At 60.6% G+C, this 21,062-nt stretch carries 20 protein-coding genes; 14 read left to right on the top strand and 6 right to left on the bottom strand.

All coding sequences use genetic code 11. The features are described 5' to 3' along the window. Positions 1–33 precede the first annotated feature (33 nt). The 6 genes from AC1RJY_RS03830 to AC1RJY_RS03805 are packed head-to-tail and all read right to left on the bottom strand — an operon-like array spanning position 34 to position 6,257. Positions 34–1,314 (bottom strand): amidohydrolase family protein, encoded by a 1,281-nt coding sequence (locus AC1RJY_RS03830; protein WP_498601429.1) that lies wholly within the window; start codon positions 1,312–1,314, stop codon positions 34–36. 1 nt (position 1,315) lies between these two features. Further along, positions 1,316–2,410 carry a threonine aldolase family protein gene (locus AC1RJY_RS03825; RefSeq protein ID WP_011774605.1) on the bottom strand — a complete coding sequence of 365 codons (1,095 nt, stop codon included), beginning with the start codon at positions 2,408–2,410 and terminating at the stop codon, positions 1,316–1,318. After that, entirely contained in the window at positions 2,407–3,510 is a 1,104-nt protein-coding gene (locus AC1RJY_RS03820; protein WP_498601428.1) for an ABC transporter ATP-binding protein, read from the bottom strand. The genes AC1RJY_RS03825 and AC1RJY_RS03820 overlap by 4 nt, the downstream gene beginning before the upstream one ends. Then, entirely contained in the window at positions 3,503–5,254 is a 1,752-nt protein-coding gene (locus tag AC1RJY_RS03815) for an ABC transporter permease (protein ID WP_498601426.1), read from the bottom strand. Before AC1RJY_RS03815 ends, AC1RJY_RS03820 begins: the two co-directional genes overlap by 8 nt. After that, entirely contained in the window at positions 5,251–5,670 is a 420-nt protein-coding gene (locus tag AC1RJY_RS03810; protein WP_498601424.1) for a hypothetical protein, read from the bottom strand. The genes AC1RJY_RS03815 and AC1RJY_RS03810 overlap by 4 nt, the downstream gene beginning before the upstream one ends. A 14-nt stretch (positions 5,671–5,684) precedes the next feature. Further along, entirely contained in the window at positions 5,685–6,257 is a 573-nt protein-coding gene (locus AC1RJY_RS03805; RefSeq protein ID WP_498601423.1) for an extracellular solute-binding protein, read from the bottom strand. Between the two features lie 411 nt (positions 6,258–6,668). Between AC1RJY_RS03805 and AC1RJY_RS03800 the strand changes: the two genes are divergently transcribed. The 14 genes from AC1RJY_RS03800 (at position 6,669) to AC1RJY_RS03735 (ending at position 21,031) form a co-directional block, all read left to right on the top strand. Continuing rightward, complete coding sequence (locus AC1RJY_RS03800; RefSeq protein WP_014921723.1) at positions 6,669–7,844, top strand: TetR/AcrR family transcriptional regulator; 1,176 nt, start codon at positions 6,669–6,671, stop codon at positions 7,842–7,844. Between the two features lie 222 nt (positions 7,845–8,066). Then, positions 8,067–9,422: an MFS transporter gene (locus AC1RJY_RS03795; RefSeq protein ID WP_014921724.1), complete on the top strand. Its 1,356-nt coding sequence runs from the start codon at positions 8,067–8,069 to the stop codon at positions 9,420–9,422. Positions 9,423–9,540: 118 nt separating this feature from the next. Then, positions 9,541–10,395 carry a TauD/TfdA dioxygenase family protein gene (locus AC1RJY_RS03790; protein WP_498601421.1) on the top strand — a complete coding sequence of 285 codons (855 nt, stop codon included), beginning with the start codon at positions 9,541–9,543 and terminating at the stop codon, positions 10,393–10,395. A 129-nt stretch (positions 10,396–10,524) separates the two neighbouring features. Beyond that, complete coding sequence (locus AC1RJY_RS03785) at positions 10,525–11,394, top strand: FAD binding domain-containing protein (protein ID WP_014921726.1); 870 nt, start codon at positions 10,525–10,527, stop codon at positions 11,392–11,394. 6 nt (positions 11,395–11,400) lie between these two features. Continuing rightward, positions 11,401–11,934: a (2Fe-2S)-binding protein gene (locus AC1RJY_RS03780; protein ID WP_498601420.1), complete on the top strand. Its 534-nt coding sequence runs from the start codon at positions 11,401–11,403 to the stop codon at positions 11,932–11,934. After that, positions 11,931–13,010, top strand: coding sequence for a xanthine dehydrogenase family protein molybdopterin-binding subunit (locus tag AC1RJY_RS03775; protein WP_498601419.1), 1,080 nt, complete (start codon positions 11,931–11,933; stop codon positions 13,008–13,010). Before AC1RJY_RS03780 ends, AC1RJY_RS03775 begins: the two co-directional genes overlap by 4 nt. Before the next feature lie 16 nt (positions 13,011–13,026). Then, positions 13,027–14,271, top strand: a complete 1,245-nt coding sequence (locus AC1RJY_RS03770; RefSeq protein ID WP_498601418.1) for a xanthine dehydrogenase family protein molybdopterin-binding subunit — start codon at positions 13,027–13,029, stop codon at positions 14,269–14,271. Continuing rightward, positions 14,258–15,418 (top strand): XdhC family protein, encoded by a 1,161-nt coding sequence (locus AC1RJY_RS03765; RefSeq protein WP_498601417.1) that lies wholly within the window; start codon positions 14,258–14,260, stop codon positions 15,416–15,418. Before AC1RJY_RS03770 ends, AC1RJY_RS03765 begins: the two co-directional genes overlap by 14 nt. Before the next feature lie 148 nt (positions 15,419–15,566). After that, positions 15,567–17,054 carry an aldehyde dehydrogenase gene (locus AC1RJY_RS03760; protein ID WP_498601416.1) on the top strand — a complete coding sequence of 496 codons (1,488 nt, stop codon included), beginning with the start codon at positions 15,567–15,569 and terminating at the stop codon, positions 17,052–17,054. Positions 17,055–17,096: 42 nt separating this feature from the next. Next, positions 17,097–17,441 carry a RidA family protein gene (locus AC1RJY_RS03755; RefSeq protein WP_011774615.1) on the top strand — a complete coding sequence of 115 codons (345 nt, stop codon included), beginning with the start codon at positions 17,097–17,099 and terminating at the stop codon, positions 17,439–17,441. Between the two features lie 6 nt (positions 17,442–17,447). Further along, the gene (locus AC1RJY_RS03750) at positions 17,448–18,449 is read left to right on the top strand and encodes a PDR/VanB family oxidoreductase (protein WP_498601415.1); all 1,002 of its coding nucleotides are present in this window, start codon (positions 17,448–17,450) and stop codon (positions 18,447–18,449) included. Between the two features lie 32 nt (positions 18,450–18,481). After that, positions 18,482–19,474 carry a VOC family protein gene (locus AC1RJY_RS03745; RefSeq protein ID WP_498601414.1) on the top strand — a complete coding sequence of 331 codons (993 nt, stop codon included), beginning with the start codon at positions 18,482–18,484 and terminating at the stop codon, positions 19,472–19,474. Then, entirely contained in the window at positions 19,467–20,291 is an 825-nt protein-coding gene (locus tag AC1RJY_RS03740) for an alpha/beta fold hydrolase (RefSeq protein ID WP_014921730.1), read from the top strand. The genes AC1RJY_RS03745 and AC1RJY_RS03740 overlap by 8 nt, the downstream gene beginning before the upstream one ends. After that, positions 20,288–21,031: a 3-oxoacyl-ACP reductase family protein gene (locus AC1RJY_RS03735; RefSeq protein ID WP_011774619.1), complete on the top strand. Its 744-nt coding sequence runs from the start codon at positions 20,288–20,290 to the stop codon at positions 21,029–21,031. Before AC1RJY_RS03740 ends, AC1RJY_RS03735 begins: the two co-directional genes overlap by 4 nt. The last annotated feature ends 31 nt before the right edge of the window (positions 21,032–21,062 follow it).

Below are 21,062 nucleotides of genomic sequence, written 5' to 3'. Positions count from 1 at the left end.
GCGCGGGATACAGCGGACGCTGGGTGCGAGTGGTTATTGTGCGATCAGACGTCCGCGCTTGAGGACTCCAAGCGGCATTGCGAGAGTGCTGATGTCCTGTATTGGGTCCGCCGCCGTGACGATGAGGTCGGCCCACAGGCCGGGCCGGATGCGACCCGCCCGCGTCTCCACCCCGAGCATGTCGGCGGCTTCACACGTGGCGGACTTCAGCGCATGCTGTGCTGCCAGTCCCGCGTCGACATAGCGTTCCAACTCGCGGGCAAGGAGATCGAAGGTGACGTGCGCAGGGCCTGCGTCCGTCCCTGCGACGATAGACACACCGGAGTGGAGGAACTCGGTCACATTGGTAAACCGCGATTCCAATCGCGCCACAACATTGCGATCCTGCGCGTTGGATAACACTTGGTGACCCTCTCGCAATTGCCGGGAGACGATGTCCGCTGCGATGACGGTCGGCACAATGTGGATCCCGGCATCGGCCGCTCTGCGCAATAGCTCGCGATCGGGCGCGCACTGCTCATCGGGCCCCAACATGGAGGCGTGTTCCAATGAGTCCACACCCGCCTCGATGCATGCGGCCATCGAAGAACTGGCGTGGGCATGGGCTGCAGTCCTCATGCCGTAGGAGCCGGCGATAACCACCGCCTCACGGAGCAGGATGGGATCGAATTCAAAGACGCTTGGGCTGGTCCCGGGAGTAAACCCGCCGCCGCTGGCCATAAGTTTGATCCATGTGGCACCGGCCGCGTGCTGTTCGGCGATGATCGTCTCGACGTCGTGACGAGTGCGAATCTCTCCGCCCATGTCGTGGCCGTGCCCGCCCACGCGGCAGATTGGCGCACCGCAATGAATCACCGTGGCGACGTCGGACACCATACCCAGCGCGGCTCTCATAGGGGCCAACAAATGCCTGGGTGTCCCGCAGTCCCGTACCGTGGTTATGCCGGCACGAAGCGCAATCCGCGCGTTCGAGACAACCTCCGCAACGATCTCTTCATCGCTGCTGCCCTGATAGGTTCCCTTAGGATCGTCACCGCCATCGAAGGCCAGATGAACATGGGCATCCATGAGTCCGGGAGCCAAAAACGTGCCCTTAAGATCCAGGACGCTTCCTGTCCCCTGCTCACTGCCGGCGGGGGCAATATGGGAGATTTGCCCTGCCTGAAGCCATACGTCGCTCAGTGAACCCGAAGTACCCGACTCGGGATCAACAACACGTGCATTGAGCAGCACCGTGACGTCGTCACCTGTCCGGGCCGCGCGGCTGACGCTATACGGCTGGGGACGGTCCGTCACTTCAGTGGTGATGGTCATATCAGAAGCTCCTTTGGCTTGTAGGCATTGAGTGGATTTCGTCCAGCAATGCCCTGATCGCATCAGCGGCGATCCGTATGTCACCGCTGTCAACATCGAGATGGGTCACGGCACGAATCGTGGACGGGCCAAAAGCGCCCATTCGGACCCCGCTCTTCTGAATCAGGCGGTCCACCAGCACTGCTGCCGTGACAGGACTGTCGACCAGGTCGAAGAGGACAATATTTGTTTGAACCGTCAGCGGGTCGATTGAAATCTGAGGATGGACGGAAAGCAGTTCAGCCAGCAGACGGGCATTCCCATGGTCATCTGCGAGCCTGTCCACGTTGTTGCGGAGGGCAAACGTACCCGCTGCCGCCACAATGCCTGACTGACGCATGGAGCCACCCCACCGTTGCTTGAGCCGCCAAGCCTCATTGATGAAATCAGCGTCGCCGGCCAGCACTGCTCCTATGGGGGCGCCCAGTCCTTTGCTGAGGTCCAGCCAGACTGAGTCAAACGGGGCACAAAAATCGCGGGCAGATACGCCGGTGGCCACCACCGCATTGAGCATGCGGGCGCCATCCATATGGGTTTTGATCTGGTGGGACCGTGCCATATTCGTCACTGAAGTGATGCCCTCCAGCGACCAGCACGTGCCGCCTCCGAGGTTGGATGGCTGCTCTATGGACAGCACCGCGTTTCGGGCGAATGACCTGCCCTCAGGGCGGAGCGCCGCCTCAAGTTGGGCAACCGAGAACACACCATGGTCTGCTTTGATCGGCCTGTAGAAGGCACCGGCCAGGGCGGGCGCCCCGGTTTCCTCGTGGCACAGCGAATGCGCGGTCTCATCAACAAGAATCGCGTCTCCAGGGCGGCAGTGCAGAGCATAGGCGATCTGGTTGCACATCGTCCCTGATGGCAGGAAGACAGCTTCCTCCTTGCCCAGGAGCTCACGTGTCAGGGCAACCAGTTCGTTGGTGGAGGGGTCTTCACCCTTTTGTTCGTCCCCAACTTCGGCGTTTGCCATGGCCTGGCGCATGGCCTTTGTTGGCCGGGTAATAGTGTCGCTGAAGAGGTCGATTCTGATGGGGTAGCTTGATCCGACGGGAATCACTGTGCGGCCCTGGGCGCCGGGTCAGTGCGGGGCCGGAACAACTTGTACCCGTCCCGTGGAATGCCCACGCGCACATGGGAGGAATCCGTGCGCTCACGGGTTTCGACCACCAGGGCCTGCTCGCCGACGCCCACCCTGTACCGGAAATGATGGCCGTGATATGACCGGTCAAGGACAGGACCATTGACAGTCATTTCGTAGCCGTCAGACGACGCATCGTCAGGCAACAACGCCAGCGCTTCCGGACGAACGGCAACCACGACGCCGTCGGAATCAATTGCGGATGGTACGTGGATCGCTTGATCCAACCCGTCGATCTTGATCGTCAGGATCCCCTTCGCGCGGCCAATCACTGTTCCCTCCAGCAGGTTGCTGGTGCCGACAAAATCAGCAACGAAGAGATCGGCAGGATCGTTGTAGATCTGCTCCGGCGTACCAATCTGGCGGACGGTTCCGGTAGACATGACCGCAATCCTGTCGCTCATTGCCAGGGCTTCGTCTTGATCGTGGGTCACAAAAACGGTGGTGACGCCAATCTTGCGTTGCAACTGAAGCAACCAATCGCGGGTACGTTCCCGCAGCTTGGCATCAAGATTCGAGAACGGCTCGTCGAGGAGCAGCAAACGCGGAGGGAATGCCAACGCGCGTGCCAGCGCCACTCGTTGTTGCTGGCCGCCGGAGAGCTGATGCGGAAAACGGTCTGCCTGATCGGAGAGGTCAACCAACTCGAGTACCTCATCGACGCGTCTGCGCAGTGCCTCAGGCTTGTAGCGTCGCAGCCGCAGCGGATACCCGACGTTGTCGCGGACTTTCATATGCGGCCACACGGCATAGGACTGGAAAACCACGCCGCAGTCGCGGCGTTCCGGCGGCAGGAAGGCGGAGGAGCCATGGTTGAACAAGGTCTGGTCGCCCACAACAATGCTGCCGCCGTCCGGCCTGAGCAGCCCTGCGATGGACCAGAGAGTTGTGGATTTGCCGCAGCCGCTTGGCCCCAGCAACGTCAATATCTGCCCGTCGGAAGCAGTCACTGACACGTTGTCCAGGACCGTCAGACGGCCAAACTTCTTGGTGAGATTGGTGATGACCAGATCAGACATTGGGGCGAACTCCAAACAGAATGCGTCCTGCGCCCAGGACAGCTGCGGTGATGACAAGTTGGATGACTCCGAGGGCGGCCACGGTGCCGCCGAGGCCGTTTGCTGCGATCTGAAGCATGGCCAGTCCCAGAACCTGGGTTTCAGGGGTCACCAGAAAAACTGCGGCGTCGGCTTCATTGAGCATTGCTACAAACAGCAGGACGTATGAGATGCCCATGGCTGGCCTCAGCAGGCTGAGAATGATGGTGCGCATCGCCGTCCACCAATCTGCCCCGGCCGAGCGCGCGGCGCGGTCCAGGTCCGCGCCCAGCGCGGCAAGTGACGGGTAGAACGCGGCGTACCCCATGGCAAGCGCGCGGACCCCGAAAGCGATTCCCACGGCCCAAAGTGTGGCTCTGAAAGTTCCGGACTGGTCCAGGATTGCAAACGTCCAGAAGAAGGCCATACCGGTGATCAGGCCTGGGACGGCCCGGGGATAAAGCACGATGTGCTCCAAGGATCCGCGCAGTCGAAAGCTGGAACGGTGGGCAACCAATGCGATGACGGCGATGCAGGCGGTCGCGATTGTGGCGCCAACTGTGGCAATCAGCAGGCTGTTGCCAATAGCTCCTGTGTAGAGCGGGTTGGTCAAAATCGCCGAGAAGTGGTCAAGTGTCAGCAGGCTAAAGGGGTTGATGGCCGGGGTCAGAACAGCGGTGAGCGAGGCGAGAACCACACCGCTGAGCGGAACCAGGGTTGCGCAACCCAGAACCACTCCGACGCCGGCGGACAGCAGCCAGCCGAAGGGGCCTAATTTGACGACGTTTGCTGGTCTGGATGACTTGCCACCGGTTGTGGTGAAGCGGGCGAGGTCACCTGCCAGGCGGTTGCGCAGCAGCAGCAGCAAAGTGACGGCGAGCAACAACATGACGGCACCTGCAGGCAGAACTCCTCCACCGCCGTCGGCGCTTCCAGTCCACTGCCGGTACAGGTAAGTGGACATCATGTCGATGTTCTTTGACGTACCAAGGATGAGGGGAATGCCCAGTGTTTCCAGCGCCAAAGCGAAGACCAGCAGCCCGGAGTTGAGTAATGCCGGGCGCAGCAACGGCAGGGTCACCGAGAGCAAGGCGCGGAGGGGGCCGGCGCCGGCGCAACGGGCGGCTTCCTCAAGTGTCGAATCGCCTGAGGACAGCGTCCCCCGGGCAAAGAGATAGACCACAGGCGAGCCCAGGACCGTACCCATGACCACCATTCCCGCAACACTGTAGAGGTCAAAGGGCACAGTGAACGGTGTGTACTGTTCCAGTAGATGTGTGGCATATCCGTTTTTCGACCACATCGACTGCCACCCGACGATGAGCACTAGTCCAGGCAGAACCAAGGGCAGGACGATCAGGGCTGAGTAGAGCCGCCGCAGCGGGAGGTTGGTGCGGGCTACCAACAAGGCCACTGTGGTTCCAACCAGAACTGACCCGATGGTGGCGAAGACAGCGAATTGCAGGCTGTTGGCGACGGCTGACCACCAAAGTGGATCGGTGGCCAGTTTACGAAAGTTGTCCAGGGTGCCGCTGCCGCCGCCCTCGTAGAGCGGGGTGGACCAGAGTGATGACCAGACGATCGGCACGATCGGGCCGAGGATCAGCAGGACTGCGAGGATCCAGACACCGTAGTGGATGACTTTCTCCGGCAGCCATGCCCGCTTGATTTTTCCAACACCCGGCGGGGGCGGGGCCTTGGGGTCTGTAAGGGTGGAGCTGCTCATCGCCCGAATGCTTCCTTCCAGCGGTTCTTGAAGGCCGGTGCATCGTTCACCAAGGCCTCATCCCATCTGGCGATGTTGATGTTCTCCGCACCCAACTGCTCTGTTACCTTCGCCAGGTTCACCGGGCAGTCCACCCCGTCCAGGTAGGGTGCGAACCCGCCGGCACACCCGGCCGTCTGGCCGGCCTTGTCAATCAGGAAGTTGAGGAACACCTTGGCCGCGTTGGGTGACTTACCCCCGGTTGTTGCTCCGGCACCGCGCGGCATGAAGGGCGATCCGTCCTTAAAGAACTTGTAGTTCAGCACCTTCGCGGTAGCGCCGGTGAGGAGCGGCCGGGTAGCGCCGGACTGGAAGTAGGACATGGTGTACTCGCCCTGCAGGAGTTTGTTGAACATGGGTCCGGCACTGGCTTCCACCTTGGTGTTCTTGCCTAGCCTGCGAGCTTGGGGTCGCTGGACATCTTGGCGAGTGCTTCAAGGGAATCGGGTTGCTCGGATTCAGGCAGGAGGGTGGTGTTGATCAGCGCCATGACCGGGTTCAGTTCCATTGCGAAGACCCCTGGGGCGAGCTTCGCGAAGTCGGGCAGTGGCGCGGCGGCAGGTGGGGTGAAGTCCTGGATGTCACCGCGTTTGACCAGATCGAGGAAGTTCGCGCCTTGCAGGCTGACGATGACATCCGCGGTCTTTCCGCCGGTGGCCTTCTCGTTGAGGTAGCGCTGGAAGCTTTCGGTTCCGCCAAGGCTGATGTAGCTGGTCTTGATATCCGGATACTGGTTTTGGAAAGCAGCCAGGACCGGTTTCATGGTCGCCTCGTTCGCCTCGCCGTAAACCAGAAGCGAGCCTTCCTTGCGGGCGGCGTCCAGGACTGCAGGGTCCATTGCTGCTGCCGTCGGAATGTCCGACTTAACGGCGTAGGCGTTGGGGGCGTCATTCCCGGTGCTGCAGCCTGTGAGAGCTGCGAAGCCGCAGAGTGCAGCAACAGCGACTATTGCACGTCGTTTCATGTGGGACTCCTTTGTCACGGCACTGAACTTTGGGTTGGGACGGTGCTTTGGGTTGGGACGGTGCTTTGGGTTGGGACGGTGCTTTGGGTTATCGAGTGGATGGGAAACTCGCGGAAGGGGCGCCGCAAGCGCCCAGGAAATCCTGTCCATCGGGGTGTCTCGTTCTTGCGTTGTTTCTCTGGGTCTACGAGCCACCATGGCGTCCCGTAAGTGAATCAGCATCGGCCGCCGAGGTACTCCTGGCCGATGCTTGTGTTGCGGGAACCTTCACGGGTCCGCCGCAGTGAGGCATCACTATCTCGCGTCGACTGGCTTGTCTGTAAGTGAAGTTCAGTGATCCGCGGGTTGTTCTTAAACTTTGGCACGTAGCGGGCTATTGCGCAATAAGTGAATGCGACTAATCTTGAGAACATGAATAAGTCCACCACCGCCCCGGAACGCGGCACTAGGCCGCGGAACCGGCGCGCCTTGATACTTGCTGCGGCAGGTGACCTCTTCGCGCAGAAGGGATACCCCCAAGTCAGCATGACCGACGTGGCCAAGGCGATGGCAGTGCAGCCATCCGCCCTCTATAGACATTTCCCGGGCAAGGGCGAGCTTCTTCGCGAGGCAGTGGTGGCCAGCCTCCAGCCCGTTTTGGATAGCGTTACCCAGACGCCCGACGGCGACCTCGAGCAGTTGATCACGTCGCTGGGCCGCGCAATTCTGGTGCACAGGGAGAACGGCGTGCTGTGGGAGCGTGAATCCCGCCATCTCCCGCCCGCAATTCGCTTCGATATTGCCAGTGGTATCAAGTTCGCCATCAGCAGCAAACTGCAGTCCGGCAGCCCCGCGCTGCCCGCTTCCGAGGCCGACTTGCGGGCGTGGGCCATGTTTGCAGCGATGATCAGCGTGTCGTTGGACCCAAATCGGCTTTCGCGTGCGGACGAAGAATCCCAGCTGACCACGCTCGCCCGCACAGTACTGGTCATGCCAATGCCCCCGATTGAAACGGCGACGAATCACCGTAGCGCGGCTATTGACTTGCCGCGCACCCGCCGTGAGGCGTTGCTGGCAGCCTCAATCCGACAGTTCGCGGCGAACGGCTTTGACGCCGTCAGCCTGGACGACATCGGCGCCGAAGTTGGAGTCGCAGGTCCCAGCATTTACCGCCATTTCGACAGCAAGGCGGAAATGCTTGCCGCTGCCCTGCATCGCGCCAAAGAAGTACGGTGGATGGACATGTCGCGGGCCCTCACTGAAGCCGCTGATGCAGCCGAGGCACTGGAGCGCATCCTTTCGACATACATTGCCTTCTCACTGGGAAGCCCGGAATTCCTGCAATTGGCAGTGTCTGAACGTCCGCACCTTCCCGAGAGGGAGTTGCGGAACTTGATGGAGGCCCAGGGTGATTACATCACCGATGTCGCCTCGCTGGTCCAGGACGTTTACCCCGGCACGGATCAGGAAGTGGTCAGGACCCGGGTCAAAGCCGCGTTGCATGTGGTCAGCAGCGTTGTCCGCACCCCGTTCCTCCGGGATATCCGCGGCATCCAGGAAATTCTTGAACAGATTGCCAGAGGCCTCATAGCTCCCACGACCCAGTGAGGGGTGCGCGTCCTCAGGTCCACTGACTGTCTGAATTTTCCGGCGGCATTCCATTAGAAATGAGATCTTGCGCACAAAGCATCTCAGTCATAAGATAATGACTACTGAAGTAATCTGCATCACTTCACATCTCATTCTGAGACAGGTGCCTTAGGCAGCCCTGATCACCAGGGTCCACGCATAGCGGGGCCGACTGTTCGCAAAATTACCTGGAGGCACAATATGAGTGCAGTGGTCGCACAACCATCGGGCGCGAGTTCTCCGAGGAAGGTCGCCTTCGCGAGCCTCATCGGCACGACTATCGAGTGGTACGACTTCTTTATCTACAGCACCGCAGCGGTGCTCGTTTTTCACCACCTTTTCTTCCCTGGCTTCGACCCGACAACCGGGACGCTGCTTGCATTCTCGACCTTCGCGGCCGGCTTCGTCGCCCGTCCTATCGGGGCCATCGTCTTCGGCCACTTCGGTGACAGGGCAGGCCGGAAGCCGATGATGGTCCTCACCATTTTGATCATGGGCATTGCCACTGTAGCTATTGGACTACTGCCCACATACGACTCGATTGGCGTGTTCGCCCCGATTCTGCTGGTCATACTGCGGCTGACCCAAGGATTCGCACTCGGGGGAGAGTGGGGTGGCGCAGTGCTGATGGCTACCGAACATTCCCCCGAAGGCAAACGGGGCTATTTCGGTAGCTGGCCGCAGGCAGGCGTTGCAGTCGGGCTGATCCTGGCCATGACCTTATACATACCCCTGGAGTCTATGGCGGAGGACGCCTTCATGGCCTGGGGCTGGAGGGTGCCTTTCCTGCTCAGCGCGGTACTGGTTATCACTGGCCTTGTTATTCGTGTGAAGGTCGCGGAAAGCCCGGAGTTCGATCGCGTCAAGGCTGACCACGGCGTTGTGCGTCTGCCTGTAGTCGAGGTGCTTCGGACACACCCCAAGCAAGTGTTTCTTGTAGCCGGCGCAAGTCTGGCACCGGGAATCTTCTTCTACCTGATCACCGTGTACAACTTTGTTTACGCAGGGAGGTCCGGAGATCTGGATTCGACGGCGATGTTGGTCCTGGTGATCGTCACCTCCGCGATTGGCTTCGTGGTTACCCCGATCGCCGGTGCGCTCTCAGATAAATTCGGCGGGCAACGGGTGTACTTGTGGGGTCTTGCGCTCATCGTCGTGGTTGCGTTCCCGCTGTACTTTGCCCTTGATGGGGGCACTTATGGCCTCATCGCCGTGTGCTACGTTGCGGCAACGGTGGCCGTATATATCCCATGGGCACTCTCGCCGGCATACTTCTCCACCGCCTTTGACGCAAAGGTCCGCTACAGCGGACTGTCCTTGGCTACGACGCTCGGCAATCTCTTCGGCAGCGCCATTGCGCCCCTTATTGCCGGTGCCCTGTTTGCTGCAACAAGTGCATCTGTCTCAACTTCGCTTTACGTCTTCGTTGCCGGAACGGTGTCCATAACGTGCGCTGTTTTGCTCGGACGGGTCATCCGGAAGAAGGCATCGCGGGCTGGGGGACGCAGCGATGCGACCGGGGTTGATGAGGTCCCCGCATCCACGTATTCGGAGTGAGTTCTCACAAAGCAATCCTCAGCAGGAACGGCTCGTCTTGACCAGTAACCGATGACAGGCCAGTCACCGATGACAGAGACGGGCGCCATATCAAACGCAAACATAGGAAGGAACTACCATGAGCGGCAACGACCAACAGTTCAAAACATTCACCCTGGAACGAGCAACACCCACTATCGGGGCGTACATCCATGGACTGGATCTACGTGAAGAGATCACGCCGGAATGCCGGACGGAACTACGGGAAGCTTTCCTTGAGCACCAAGTACTGTTTCTCCGCGATCAGCACATCACGCCGGATGATCAAATCGAATTCGCCAAGGTTTTCGGCGACCCCCAGGAAGTAAGCGCATTCTTCCCTTCCCTGCCCGAATATCCGCACATTGAGGTGCTGGAGTCGCGTGGCCGGGCTGCGGGGACCGACGTCTGGCACTCGGACTTGACCTGGCAGGCTACGCCGAATTCCGCTACTTGCCTTCACGCACAGGAAATTCCGCCTTGCGGCGGAGATACGCTCTGGGCGAGTATGACCGCCGCGTATGACGCTCTGCCGGAGAACGTGAAAAGCGTCATCGACGGTCTTGAGGGAGTGCACGACTGGGAAAAGGAGCTCACGGGAGTTGTCCGCCAGGGGCCCGACGGCGACGCGCGCTACGAGGATACCCGGCGGAAGTATCCACCCATGACGCACCCAGTTGTGCGTAAGCATCCGGAAACCGGCCGCAAGCTTGTCTACGTCAATGCGTTGTTCACCACCCGGCTTACGGGTATTTCCACCCAGCTGGGGGATTCGCTGAGAAACATGCTCACCGACCTCGCCAGGACCCCGGAATACCAGGTTCGTTTCCGCTGGGAACCGAACTCCTTGGTGATCTGGGACAACCGATCCACCCAACATTATGCGGTGGGGGACTACCACCCGCACTACCGGCTGATGCACCGGGTCACCCTGAAGGGCGACCGCCCGGCGTAGAAGTTGGTGCGGCCATGCCGGGTGGCCTGTTGCGGGTCGCCCGGCTGGTTGATATGGAACTCACGTTTTGTCACGGCGAGGATGCCGTGACAGAAGCCCTACCGGGCGAAAGCGAAAGAAGGCTGACCAATGCGAGGCCAGAAATTAGGGGCGGGGCTGATAGCCCAGAGCCAGTCCGCCCTTCCACCATTTATTTTGCATCGGCCTACTTCGCTCGGAGAAGCTGTGGCTCTAACCAGGCAGCATCCAGAAGCTGTGATTGCGGCGGGTTGTTCGGATCTGGTGGCTCAATTTCGTGAGGGATTGGAGCCGGAAGTTCTGATTTCCGTGCAACGAATCAAGGAATTGCGGGCAATTTCGAATAATGCCGGGGTTCTGAGCATTGGCTCTTCGGTGAGCCACGCTGAAGGCAGCAGAAGCCCGGACATACTATCCACGGTCCCTGCCCTGGCGGCAGCTTGGGGATCAATTGCCACAGTTCGAATCCGCTATCGCGGCACCCTCGGGGGCAATCTCCTTTCGCGTCGATATCGATACGAAATGCCTGTCATTCTGTCGGCCTTGGGTGGGCAGATGCAGTTTCATGGCGGCGACATTACAACCCTGCCCGTGTCGTCACTCTGGGACCGGACACTTGGCAATGTAGGTATTCTGACCGCCGTCACGGTCGACACTGCCTCCCTGCTGTGGTTCGGCTACGAGCGCTCGATGCGCCCGCTCAGCACCGTGTCCCTCGCGGTGCGAAAGAACGCGGTGGCTGGCCTCACCGTTTCTGCCGTGTGTGGCAGTGAATACCGGCGGCCTTTTGTCCTCTCACATGCTTCCGAGGCCACTGACATCACCGAGCTCGACCCGGTTGCTGTGGGCGAGGTTCTGGCGGCTCAGCTTCCGGATGAGGCGGGCGACTACACGGGGTCCATCGACTACCGCCGACACCTGGTGGGGGTTCTCTGCCGCAGTCTTCTTGCCGAAGCAACCGGTAACCAAAGGAAAGGATAGCCAGCCATGAGCCTTGAATCACCGGAATCAAGCCAGGAAACCTTCACCCACAAGGTTGAATTTGAGCTGAATGGAAGCCCGGAAATGCGTTCTGTTCCCACGAGTACTACGGTCTTGGATTTGCTGCGCAACAGTTGCGGTAAGCAAGGGGTCCGTGCGTCGTGTGAGCGAAGTGTCTGCGGCGCCTGCACTGTTTTGGTTGACGACCTTCCTGTGGCTGCGTGTTCCACGTTCGCCTTCGACATTGACGGTGCGCGTGTTGAAACGGTTGAGGGCTTGGCTGCCCAAGACGGCACTTTGAGTGCCCAGCAGCAGGCATTCAGCGAATGCGGCGGCTTCCAATGCGGCTTCTGCACCTCCGGCATGCTGATGGTGACCACAGCGCTGCTGCGGCAAAATCCGCAACCGAACCGGGAAGAGATCCGGGACTGGATAAGTTCGAACACTTGCCGGTGCACGGGTTACGAGATGATCCTGGAATCCGTGGAGCGTGCTGCAGAGCTGGCTCGGGCCAAGCAGCAGGATCAGGCATCCGAATGAACGGGATCGTCATTCCTTCCACGCCGCACGATTCGCCGATCGTCGGACGCGACCGCCCGCGCCTGGACAGCACCGCCAAAGTCACCGGGCGCGCCATCTACACAGTGGACATCGAGAAGGCCGGGATGCTTCACGCGAAGGTCCTGCGGAGCCCTCATGCGCACGCACGGATTCTCAGCATCGATGCTTCGGCCGCCCGCTCCCTGGCAGGAGTCACTGCCGTGGTCACCCGCGAGGAAATCCATGGATTGCATTCATACGGTACCTACGTCAAAGACCAGCCGATTGTTGCCACGGACGCGGTCCGCTACGTTGGCGACGTCGTTGCTGCCGTGGCTGCCGTGGATGAACGCACCGCTTTCGCGGCACTGGATTTGATCCGTGTTGAGTACGAGCAACTACCGGCTGTCTTTGATGTAAGAGCTGCGATGGAGTCCTCCGCACCTGCCATTTTTCCCGACCAGCCCTTCGCCGCCTATCCCGAGTACGGCGATGGGGCCTCGGGGGCGGCACACACTGCCCACAACGTGAGCTACGAATTCCGCTACGTAACGGGAGAGGAGAGCGTCTGGGCGGATTGCGACTTCATCTTCGAGGACACCTTTACCTTCTCCCGCATGAACCACATGCACCTTGAGCCCTTTGCCACGGTTGCCGAGGCGACAGCGAACCAAATCGAAGTGTGGACCTCGACTCAAAGCCCTTTCCCGATGCGCAAGGAACTGGCGAGGGTTTTTGGGCTGCCTGAAAACGACATCCGGGTCAACGTCCCGCTCTTGGGCGGCGGCTTTGGTGCCAAGAACGGCCCAAAAACGGAGGCGATCGCCATCCGGCTCTCGCAGTTGTCTGCTGGGCGGCCGGTGCGTTACTGCATGAGCACAGAAGAAGTCTTCCTGACACTGAGCCAGCATGACGCCGTCCTCACGGTCAAATCCGGGCTCAAGGCAGACGGTGAGTTCATGGCGCGCCAGTCGCGGGTGCTGCTTAACGGTGGGGCTTACGCGGATGCCAGTCCGCTGGTGGCAGAGAAAGCGGGGGTATCGGATGCCCGGGGCCTACCGCTGGAAACGGATTGATTCCCTCTGCCAAGCAGTGATCACCAACACCGTCCCGGCCGGCGCTTACCGTGGTTTCGGCGCAACCCAAGCCACCTGGGCCAGTGAGCGCCAAGTTGACCTGATCGCCGAGCGGCTGGGTTTCGATCCCCTGGAGCTTCGACTCAAGAACGCCAAGGAGTTGGGGGAGGAGTTCGTACCAGGAGAAACGCCCATCGATTCGGACCTCAAGCATGGCCTGAACCTGGTTGCGGACGCCATCGGTTATCGCGACCGCACGCGCTCAAGTAATCGGGGCATGGGAGTGGCCATCGGCATCAAAGATGGTGGTGGCGTCAACAAGCCTGCCCAGGCCCGGGTGAAGGTGACCACCAACGGCGACGTGATCCTGAATTGCGCCCTGGTGGAAATGGGGCAAGGCGGTCATTCGGCGCTGTGCCAGATCGTGGCGGAGACGCTTGGATGCGATCCGAAGCGGGTGAAGTATGCCGCTATTGACACCGACAACACCCCCTTCGACCAAGGCACCAACGCCTCTTCCGGAATCGCGGTCATGGGTCATGCCGTGCTGCAGGCTGCAGAGCGGGTGAAGTGTTCCGTTCTGGATACGGCGGCCGAATACCTGATGCTGGACCGGCAGTCGATCCGTTTGGACAACTGGCGCATCGTCGATGCTGAAGGCATCGCCTATGAGCTCCCGCCGCTGATTATGGACAGATTCGGCGGAACAGGATTCGAGTTCACGGCGGACGGCTACTACAAGGCCCGTAATTCCAGCAGCGCACCCCTGGAAGCACCCTGCATTTTTTGGGAGATCGGTTGGGCAGCTGCCGAAGTGGAGGTTGATCCGGAAACCGGCCGGGTGGAGATTTTGCAGCTGGTGGTCAGTGGAGACGCCGGCAAGGTGGTGAACAAGCTGGGTTGCCGCGGCCAGGACGAGGGCGCCGCGGTCTTCGGATTGGCCCAGGCACTCTTCGAGGAACTGCGGTACGACGACGGCGAGCTGCTTAACGGTGAGGCGCTCCTCTACCGGGTGCCGCTGGCTGAGGACATTCCCCGGCGCTTTTCTTCCATCACCCAGGAACAGGGCCATGGGGCCGGACCTTTTGGGACCAAAGGGATGGGCGAGGGTGGCATGCTTCCCATTGCGCCAGCGATTGCCCAGGCCATCGCTGATGCCACCGGGGCGCAGCTCACGTCGTTGCCCATGACACCTGAACGGGTCTACAACGGCATCCGCGCTGCACGTTTGCGCCAAGACGGGGCTGATGGAAATGCGTGAGGTGATGGAGACGCTGGAGAAATCATTGCCGGGCGATCAACATGTCGCTTTGGCCACGGTGGTCCGCACGGAGGGCTCCGCGCCACGGGCAGTCGGAACGTCCATGCTTGTCACTGAAGACGGATCGCCGGTCGGTTCCGTTTCGGGTGGATGCATTGAGGCAAGTGTGATCGAAGCAGCAGCCGGGGTCCTCGCCAGCGGGGTCCCGGAGCTTCACCGATTTGGCATTTCAGATGACGACGGTTTCGGCATCGGGCTGACGTGCGGTGGCAGTGTTGAGATTTTCATCCAAAAGTACGCTCCGGCCTCCTGCCCACAATTTGCTTCACTGCAGAGGGCGCTGAACGAAAATCTGCCTTGCGCCATGGTCACCATCTTCGACGGCGGGCCCGAGCTGGTGGGTCGATCCGAACTGGTGCTGCAAACTGCGGATATTGAAGAGCTGTTTGAAGGTTCCGTACTGGCTGCCGATGCCGTCCGCGCCGCCGGGGTTGCAGTCCGGGAGGCAATAGCCTCCGGAAGCACGACGTCGGTCACCCTCCTGGCGGATGCCGGTACCGTAAAGCCGCTGTCCTTGCTCATCGATGTCCACCGTCCTGCCCGAAGGCTGCTGATCTTCGGGGCCATCGATTTCTCCGCCTCGCTGGCCCAGTTGGGGGCTTTCCTTGGCTTTCACATCACTGTTTGCGATGCCCGTGCTGTCTTCGCAACGGCCGAGCGGATTCCCTCAGCCCATGAGATCGTGATCGATCAACCGGCAGGCTACCTGCAGAAAGAAATCGCTCTGGGAAGGCTCGCCCCGGATGCCGCGATCTGTGTGTTGACCCATGATGCCAAGTTCGATGTTCCGGTCCTTGATGTAGCTCTAAGACACGGTTTTGCGTACATCGGCGCGATGGGCTCACGCCGGACTGCCTGTGACCGCCGGGAGCGGCTGATTGGCTTGGGCCACACCGATCGGTCGGTGGCACCTCTCCGCTCGCCCATCGGCTTGGGCCTTTCTGCTTCCACGCCCGCCGAAACCGCAGTTTCCATCATGGCGGAGATCATCGCTGCCAAAAACCAAAGCTCAGGCCTGCCCTTGGCACACACCAGCGAGCCGATCCACAGAGGTGCGCTGGAGCACAAAGGTTCAAAACCCAATTAACTTTGAACCTAAATATCTTGACAGAAAGTATCTTACTACTGATATTGTTTTGGTATGACGTAGTTCACAGGATTGGCACTCGCCACACCTGGGCGGCACGCATGAATTCACGCCGTGGGAATGACAGAGAGATGAACGGAAGCCGAAAATGAGTACGGACACCCTTGATACCCGGGATGAAATCTATGTGGGCGGCGTGTGGACCCGAGGCAGCGGTGCACTGATCGAATCCGTCAACCCCGCCAACTCAGAGGTGTTCGCCACCCTCCATGGAGCAACGACGGCGGATGTGGACGCCGCGGTGGCTGCCGGACTGAAAGCCGTGGAAGAGTCCGGGTGGGCAAAGAAGCTCCCTCACGAACGCGCCGCTGTCCTCCACCGCATCAGCTCAGCGATTGAGGCCAACGCTGACCGCATTGCCGAACTGCAGACGCTGGATACAGGTAAGACACTCGCGGAAACCAAGGCGCTGGCCATGAGCGCGGCGGCCACCTTCCGCTTCACTGCATCCGCTCTGGAAACCATGGAAGACGCACTGACGTCCCCTCGCGGGAACTACCTCAGTATGTCCACATATGAGGCGATCGGCGTAGTAGGAGCCATCACGCCATGGAACTCGCCGATTGCCAGTGACGCACAAAAAGTTGCTCCGGCACTCGCGGCGGGAAACGCGGTTCTGGTGAAGCCACCCGTCTGGGCTCCCTGGGTTTCGCTCCTGTTGGCACGCATTTGTGAGGAGGCAGGACTTCCGGCAGGTCTGCTTTCTGTCCTTCCAGGCCCCGGCCGGGTGGTCGGCGACGCGATTGCCCGGCACCCGGACATTGGCAAGATTTCCTTCACGGGCGGCACTTCCACGGGACGCCAACTGGGCCATATTGCGGCGGAGAAAATCATGCCGATTACCTTGGAGCTGGGCGGGAAATCGCCCACCATTATTTTTGCCGATGCCGACCTGGACCAGGCTGTGGCCGGCGTGCTTTATGGCATCTTCTCTTCGAGCGGTCAGAGCTGCATTGCCGGCTCACGCGTCTTCATTCAGCGATCGGTCTACGACGCCGTCGTCGAAAGACTGGTCAAGGGTGCCGAAGCTCTGCGAATCGGACCAGGAACGGACCCCAGCACTCAAGTTGGGCCATTGGTTGCCCATGCCCACCGGGACGCCGTGGCCAGGATGGTTGAAGACGCGAGGCTGGCTGGTGCGCAGATCCTCTGCGGTGGCGCCGCGCCCGAGGAGCTCCGGCTCCAAGCCGGTGCGTTTTACGAGCCCACCATCATTGCCGGTGTGAGCAACTCGGACGTTATTTGCCAAGAGGAAATCTTTGGGCCCGTGGCGGTGATCCTGCCGTTTGACGATGAAGCCGATCTCATCCTCCAAGCCAACGACAGTGTTTTTGGTTTGGCCTGCGGAATCTGGACCGCTGACTACCGCCTGGCCTGGCGCACAGCGAGGGCCGTTTCGGCCGGCACCGTCTGGGTCAACACCTACAAACAATTCAGTATCTCCACCCCGTTCAGCGGGCTTAAGGAAAGCGGTCTGGGCACCGAAAAGGGCCGGGACGGCATTCGTTCCTATATGCACCAAAAGAGCATCTACATAGACCTCTCGGGTGCATCCATCCCATGGGCCGGTAACTAAGCCGGACAGGCTGCCACCATTCTGCGTTCGAAAGGTACGTCAATGAATGCTCACCCCTACAGCCCCGCCTTTGTGGCCGGGGGATTCGGCTTTATCTCCGGCGCATTGTCCGTGGATGAAAGTGGTACTGCCGTACCCGGTCGCTCTGAAGCGCTGGTTGCCGCAGCCGCGAGGCTCTCCGAACGACTGGAAAGCGTCGGCATGTCCTTGGCTGACGTTATTAAGACCACCTATTTCGTCACGGACGTGACGCTGCGGGACGAAGCCAACATGCACTACGAAGTGCTGTTCGAGTCGCCGCGCCCGGCCCGTTCGTTTGTGGAGGTCGCTGCCCTGCCCTATGGAGCCACGGTGGAAATCGAAGCAATCGCGCACCGGAGGAAATGAAGACCAATGAGCGTGGAAATTCAGAACCGTGCGGCGGTGACCCCTGATGTCCCCGAACCGAAAATGCTGACACTCAGGGTGCACCAGAAAACCTGGGAAGCCGACGGCGTCATCCGGATGATGTTTGTTGATCCCGCCGGGGCGGCGCTCCCGCAGTGGCTTCCCGGCGCCCACCTGAGCTTGCACTTGCCCAATGGGCTCACTCGCGAATACTCCTTGTGTTCGGACCCTGAAGACCTCACAAGCTGGACTGTGGCCGTGCTGCGAACGCCCGATTCCCGCGGTGGCAGCAGGCTCATCCATGATGAGCTCCCGGTGGGAACACTGATTAAGGTTGAGGGTCCGCGCAACAACTTCCACCTTGATCATGCCGGGCGCTATGCACTGGTAGCTGGCGGTATTGGCATCACCCCGATCATTTCCATGGTGCGGCGGTTGGAATCAGTGGGAGCTGATTGGTCGCTGCTATATACGGGCCGGTCACGTTCAACCATGGCTTTCCTGCCGGAGATTTCAGGCCTGCCCCGGCAGCGGATAACTATCCACGCCGCCGACGAAGCTGATGGCAAATTTGCGGATCTCTCCGAGGCAGTCGGCTCGCTCCCGCCTGAAGCACTGGTGTATGCCTGCGGCCCTGAGTCTTTGATGCAAGCTGTAGCCGGCGCCATGGCAGACGAATCGCAATTGAGAATTGAGCGGTTCAAAGCACCGGACATCGTTCCCGGGCCGGAACTCGATCAGACAAGTTTCGACGTCATCTGCCAAAGCACTGGTCAGCGGATTGCCGTTGGGCCCGATGTTTCAGTTCTGGAGGCCCTGAACGCCGCCGGTATCAACGTTCCCAGCTCATGCGCAGAGGGCATCTGCGGAACCTGTGAAACCGGAGTCATCGACGGGGACGTTGAGCACCGTGATTTCCTGCTTTCCCCGGCCGAACGGGCCGAGAACAAATCAATGTTTGTTTGCGTCTCACGTTGCCGGTCCCGGGACCTGATTTTGGATCTCTAGTACGAACATCACTCGACTGAAGGTTGATTCCCATGAACTATTTCTCAGCAGAGCCTGTCTGCAATCTGCGGTCGCTGCGTTCTGTGTCCCTGAAAGTGCCCGACACCCGGCCAGCCAGGGATTTCTACCATGAAGTCTGGGGCCTTTCCACCGTGGAGGAGGACACTGACAAGTTCTGGCTCCGCGGAACCGGTTCCGAACATCACATCCTGAGGCTGGAAAGAGGCGAGCAGAATGCCTTGGGCGGTGTTTCTTTCGCCTTGGCCACGCCGCAGGACGTTGACCGTGCCGCCACCAAGCTCACCGCCTTGGGGATTCCGCTGTTCCGTGAGCCCGGCCCTTTGGATGATGCTGCGGGCGGCTACGGTCTCCAGTTGGTGGACCCCGAAGGCAGGCTGGTGGAGCTGTCCGCCGACGTCCACGCGGTTGTCAGCCAGGAACCTGCAGGTCGGCGGGCGCTTCCACGCAAGATCGCCCATGTGGTGCTCAATACCGTGGATATTGACCGCGCAACGGCTTTTTATACGCAGGTTCTGGGAATGCGGATTTCAGATTGGTCCGAGCACCAGATGGCCTTCCTGCGGTGCAACAGCGAGCACCATGCCATCGCGTTCAACCAGGCTCCCTGGACCTCGGTCAATCATGTGGCTTACGAGATGCAGAGCATTGATCACTTCATGCGCGGCATCGGCAACCTCAAGCGGCACAACATCGCGCCCCAGTGGGGGCCGGGCCGGCACGGTCCGGGTGACAATACGTTTTCCTACTTCACAGACCCCTCAGGCCTGGTGTGCGAATATACCTCCGAAGTAGCCCAGGTGGACGAGGACAGTTGGTTGTGCCGCACTTGGGAGCGGACGCCGGAACTGTCCGACCAGTGGGGAACTGCAGGTCCGCCCACTACCGCGGTCCGAAGCGCCATGGCTGGCATTCCGGACAGCGGGTATAAGTCGCTGGTGGTCCCTGAACGTGAGGACTACTTCTCCATGCCGGAAACTCCTGCTGCTGAAAAAGCCCATGCGTAGCACCTCGTTGCCGCCAGCCACCGACACAGGGTCGACTGTTGCCGAACGCCGGAAAACTGTCCATGGGGTCTCCCTGGTTATTCGCGGGGAAGGCACTCCTGTCTTCCTCATGCACGGCATCGGAGGGGCCGCGTCTTCCTGTGGTGCCCTGGCTCAGTTGCTGAGCACACACGGATTCCAGACGTTTTGCTGGGATGCACCCGGTTACGGTGAATCATCAGCTCCACCGGAAGGCTTGGATCATCCTGCTTTGGTGTTGGACATCCTGGCCACATTGGATGTTGGCCCTGCCCACCTGATCGGCACGTCATGGGGAGGCGTGATCGCCACCCGGATAGCCGCTCAAGCACCTGAGGCAGTGCGTTCCATTGTGCTGGCGGACAGCACCCGGGGTTCGGGCATTACCCGGACCGCCGCGCAACGCATGCTGGCGCGCGTTCCGGAACTGGCCGCCGTCGGTCCCGAAATCCTTGCGGCCCGGCGAGCGGCAAGACTGGTCTCCCCGTCAGCCCCGGCATGGGTGGCCGAAGCTGTGCGGGCGGACATGGCCGCAGTCCGCCTATCGGGTTTTGCATCGGCCGCCACCATGATGGCGCAGTGCGACACGACGGACCTTCTGCCTCGGCTCCGTATCCCGGCGCTGGTCTTAGTAGGCCAGGACGATGTGATCACGGGCGTGGCGGAATCCCGGGTCCTTGCAGAGAACATCCCTGGCGCCACGCTGGGCATCATTCCAGGTGCAGGGCACGCCGCAGTGCAGGAAAAGCCGCTGGAGATGTCCGCTGCCATCCTCGCCTTCTGGGAGGACCTTCGATGACGCGCCTCGTGGTGGTTACTGGTTCCGGGCGGGGACTTGGCTTCGACATCGCCGAACGATTGGCAGGTAGCGGAGACCGGATAGTCATAGCCGAGAAGAACCCCGACCTCGCCGAGCAAGCTGCCGCAGCACTCCGCGGTCGGGGTTTCGATGCTACAGCCGTCATTACCGACATCGCTGACAAAGTCTCAGTGGCAGACCTGGCCGCTGCGGTCCAGCAGCTGGGCGGCGCCGATGCGCTGGTCAACAATGCGGCACTGGCCGACGGCGTAGGCGGTGACACTTTTTGGGAACTGGACGAAGCCTTTTTCCAGAGGGTGATGACCGTCAATGCCTACGGGACCTGGCTGGTCAGCAAACACCTTTACCACCAGCTGGCACAAAGCCCGGGAGGCTCCATAGTCAACATCGCCTCAGACGCAGCGCTTTACGGCTCTCCACGGTTGGTCCACTACGTCGGATCAAAAGGAGCTGTCCTTGCGATGACCCGGACCATGGCCCGCGACGCGGGACCAGCCGGAGTCCGCGTCAACGCGGTTGCTCCGGGCCTGACCCGGGTGGAAGCCACCGAGTCAGTGCCGGCCTCACGCTACCGCCTCTACGAAGAGAACCGCGTGCTGCCAAGGGACCAACAACCCAAGGACGTATCAGGCGCCGTTCAGTTCCTCCTATCCGATGCAGCAGGCTTCATCACCGGCCAGACCATCGTGGTGGATGGCGGCTTCGTCATGAGCCACTGAAGCCGCTGGCCACTGAAATCGCTGGGCCGAA

This window comes from Arthrobacter sp. GW822-FHT05G07 (assembly GCF_058799755.1).
The sequence above is the reverse complement of the archived record's forward strand: the minus strand, read 5'-3'. Positions and strand labels throughout refer to the sequence as shown.

Coding starts and splice junctions, on each gene's coding strand:
- AC1RJY_RS03800 (WP_014921723.1), top strand. CDS start 6,669: ATGAATAAGTCCACCACCGCCCCGGAACGCGGCACTAGGCCGCGGAAC.
- AC1RJY_RS03805 (WP_498601423.1), bottom strand. CDS start 6,257: ATGAAACGACGTGCAATAGTCGCTGTTGCTGCACTCTGCGGCTTCGCA.
- AC1RJY_RS03830 (WP_498601429.1), bottom strand. CDS start 1,314: ATGACCATCACCACTGAAGTGACGGACCGTCCCCAGCCGTATAGCGTC.
- AC1RJY_RS03795 (WP_014921724.1), top strand. CDS start 8,067: ATGAGTGCAGTGGTCGCACAACCATCGGGCGCGAGTTCTCCGAGGAAG.
- AC1RJY_RS03785 (WP_014921726.1), top strand. CDS start 10,525: ATGCGAGGCCAGAAATTAGGGGCGGGGCTGATAGCCCAGAGCCAGTCC.
- AC1RJY_RS03775 (WP_498601419.1), top strand. CDS start 11,931: ATGAACGGGATCGTCATTCCTTCCACGCCGCACGATTCGCCGATCGTC.
- AC1RJY_RS03820 (WP_498601428.1), bottom strand. CDS start 3,510: ATGTCTGATCTGGTCATCACCAATCTCACCAAGAAGTTTGGCCGTCTG.
- AC1RJY_RS03740 (WP_014921730.1), top strand. CDS start 19,467: ATGCGTAGCACCTCGTTGCCGCCAGCCACCGACACAGGGTCGACTGTT.
- AC1RJY_RS03750 (WP_498601415.1), top strand. CDS start 17,448: ATGAGCGTGGAAATTCAGAACCGTGCGGCGGTGACCCCTGATGTCCCC.
- AC1RJY_RS03735 (WP_011774619.1), top strand. CDS start 20,288: ATGACGCGCCTCGTGGTGGTTACTGGTTCCGGGCGGGGACTTGGCTTC.
- AC1RJY_RS03815 (WP_498601426.1), bottom strand. CDS start 5,254: ATGAGCAGCTCCACCCTTACAGACCCCAAGGCCCCGCCCCCGCCGGGT.
- AC1RJY_RS03755 (WP_011774615.1), top strand. CDS start 17,097: ATGAATGCTCACCCCTACAGCCCCGCCTTTGTGGCCGGGGGATTCGGC.
- AC1RJY_RS03765 (WP_498601417.1), top strand. CDS start 14,258: ATGGAAATGCGTGAGGTGATGGAGACGCTGGAGAAATCATTGCCGGGC.
- AC1RJY_RS03780 (WP_498601420.1), top strand. CDS start 11,401: ATGAGCCTTGAATCACCGGAATCAAGCCAGGAAACCTTCACCCACAAG.
- AC1RJY_RS03790 (WP_498601421.1), top strand. CDS start 9,541: ATGAGCGGCAACGACCAACAGTTCAAAACATTCACCCTGGAACGAGCA.
- AC1RJY_RS03760 (WP_498601416.1), top strand. CDS start 15,567: ATGAGTACGGACACCCTTGATACCCGGGATGAAATCTATGTGGGCGGC.
- AC1RJY_RS03745 (WP_498601414.1), top strand. CDS start 18,482: ATGAACTATTTCTCAGCAGAGCCTGTCTGCAATCTGCGGTCGCTGCGT.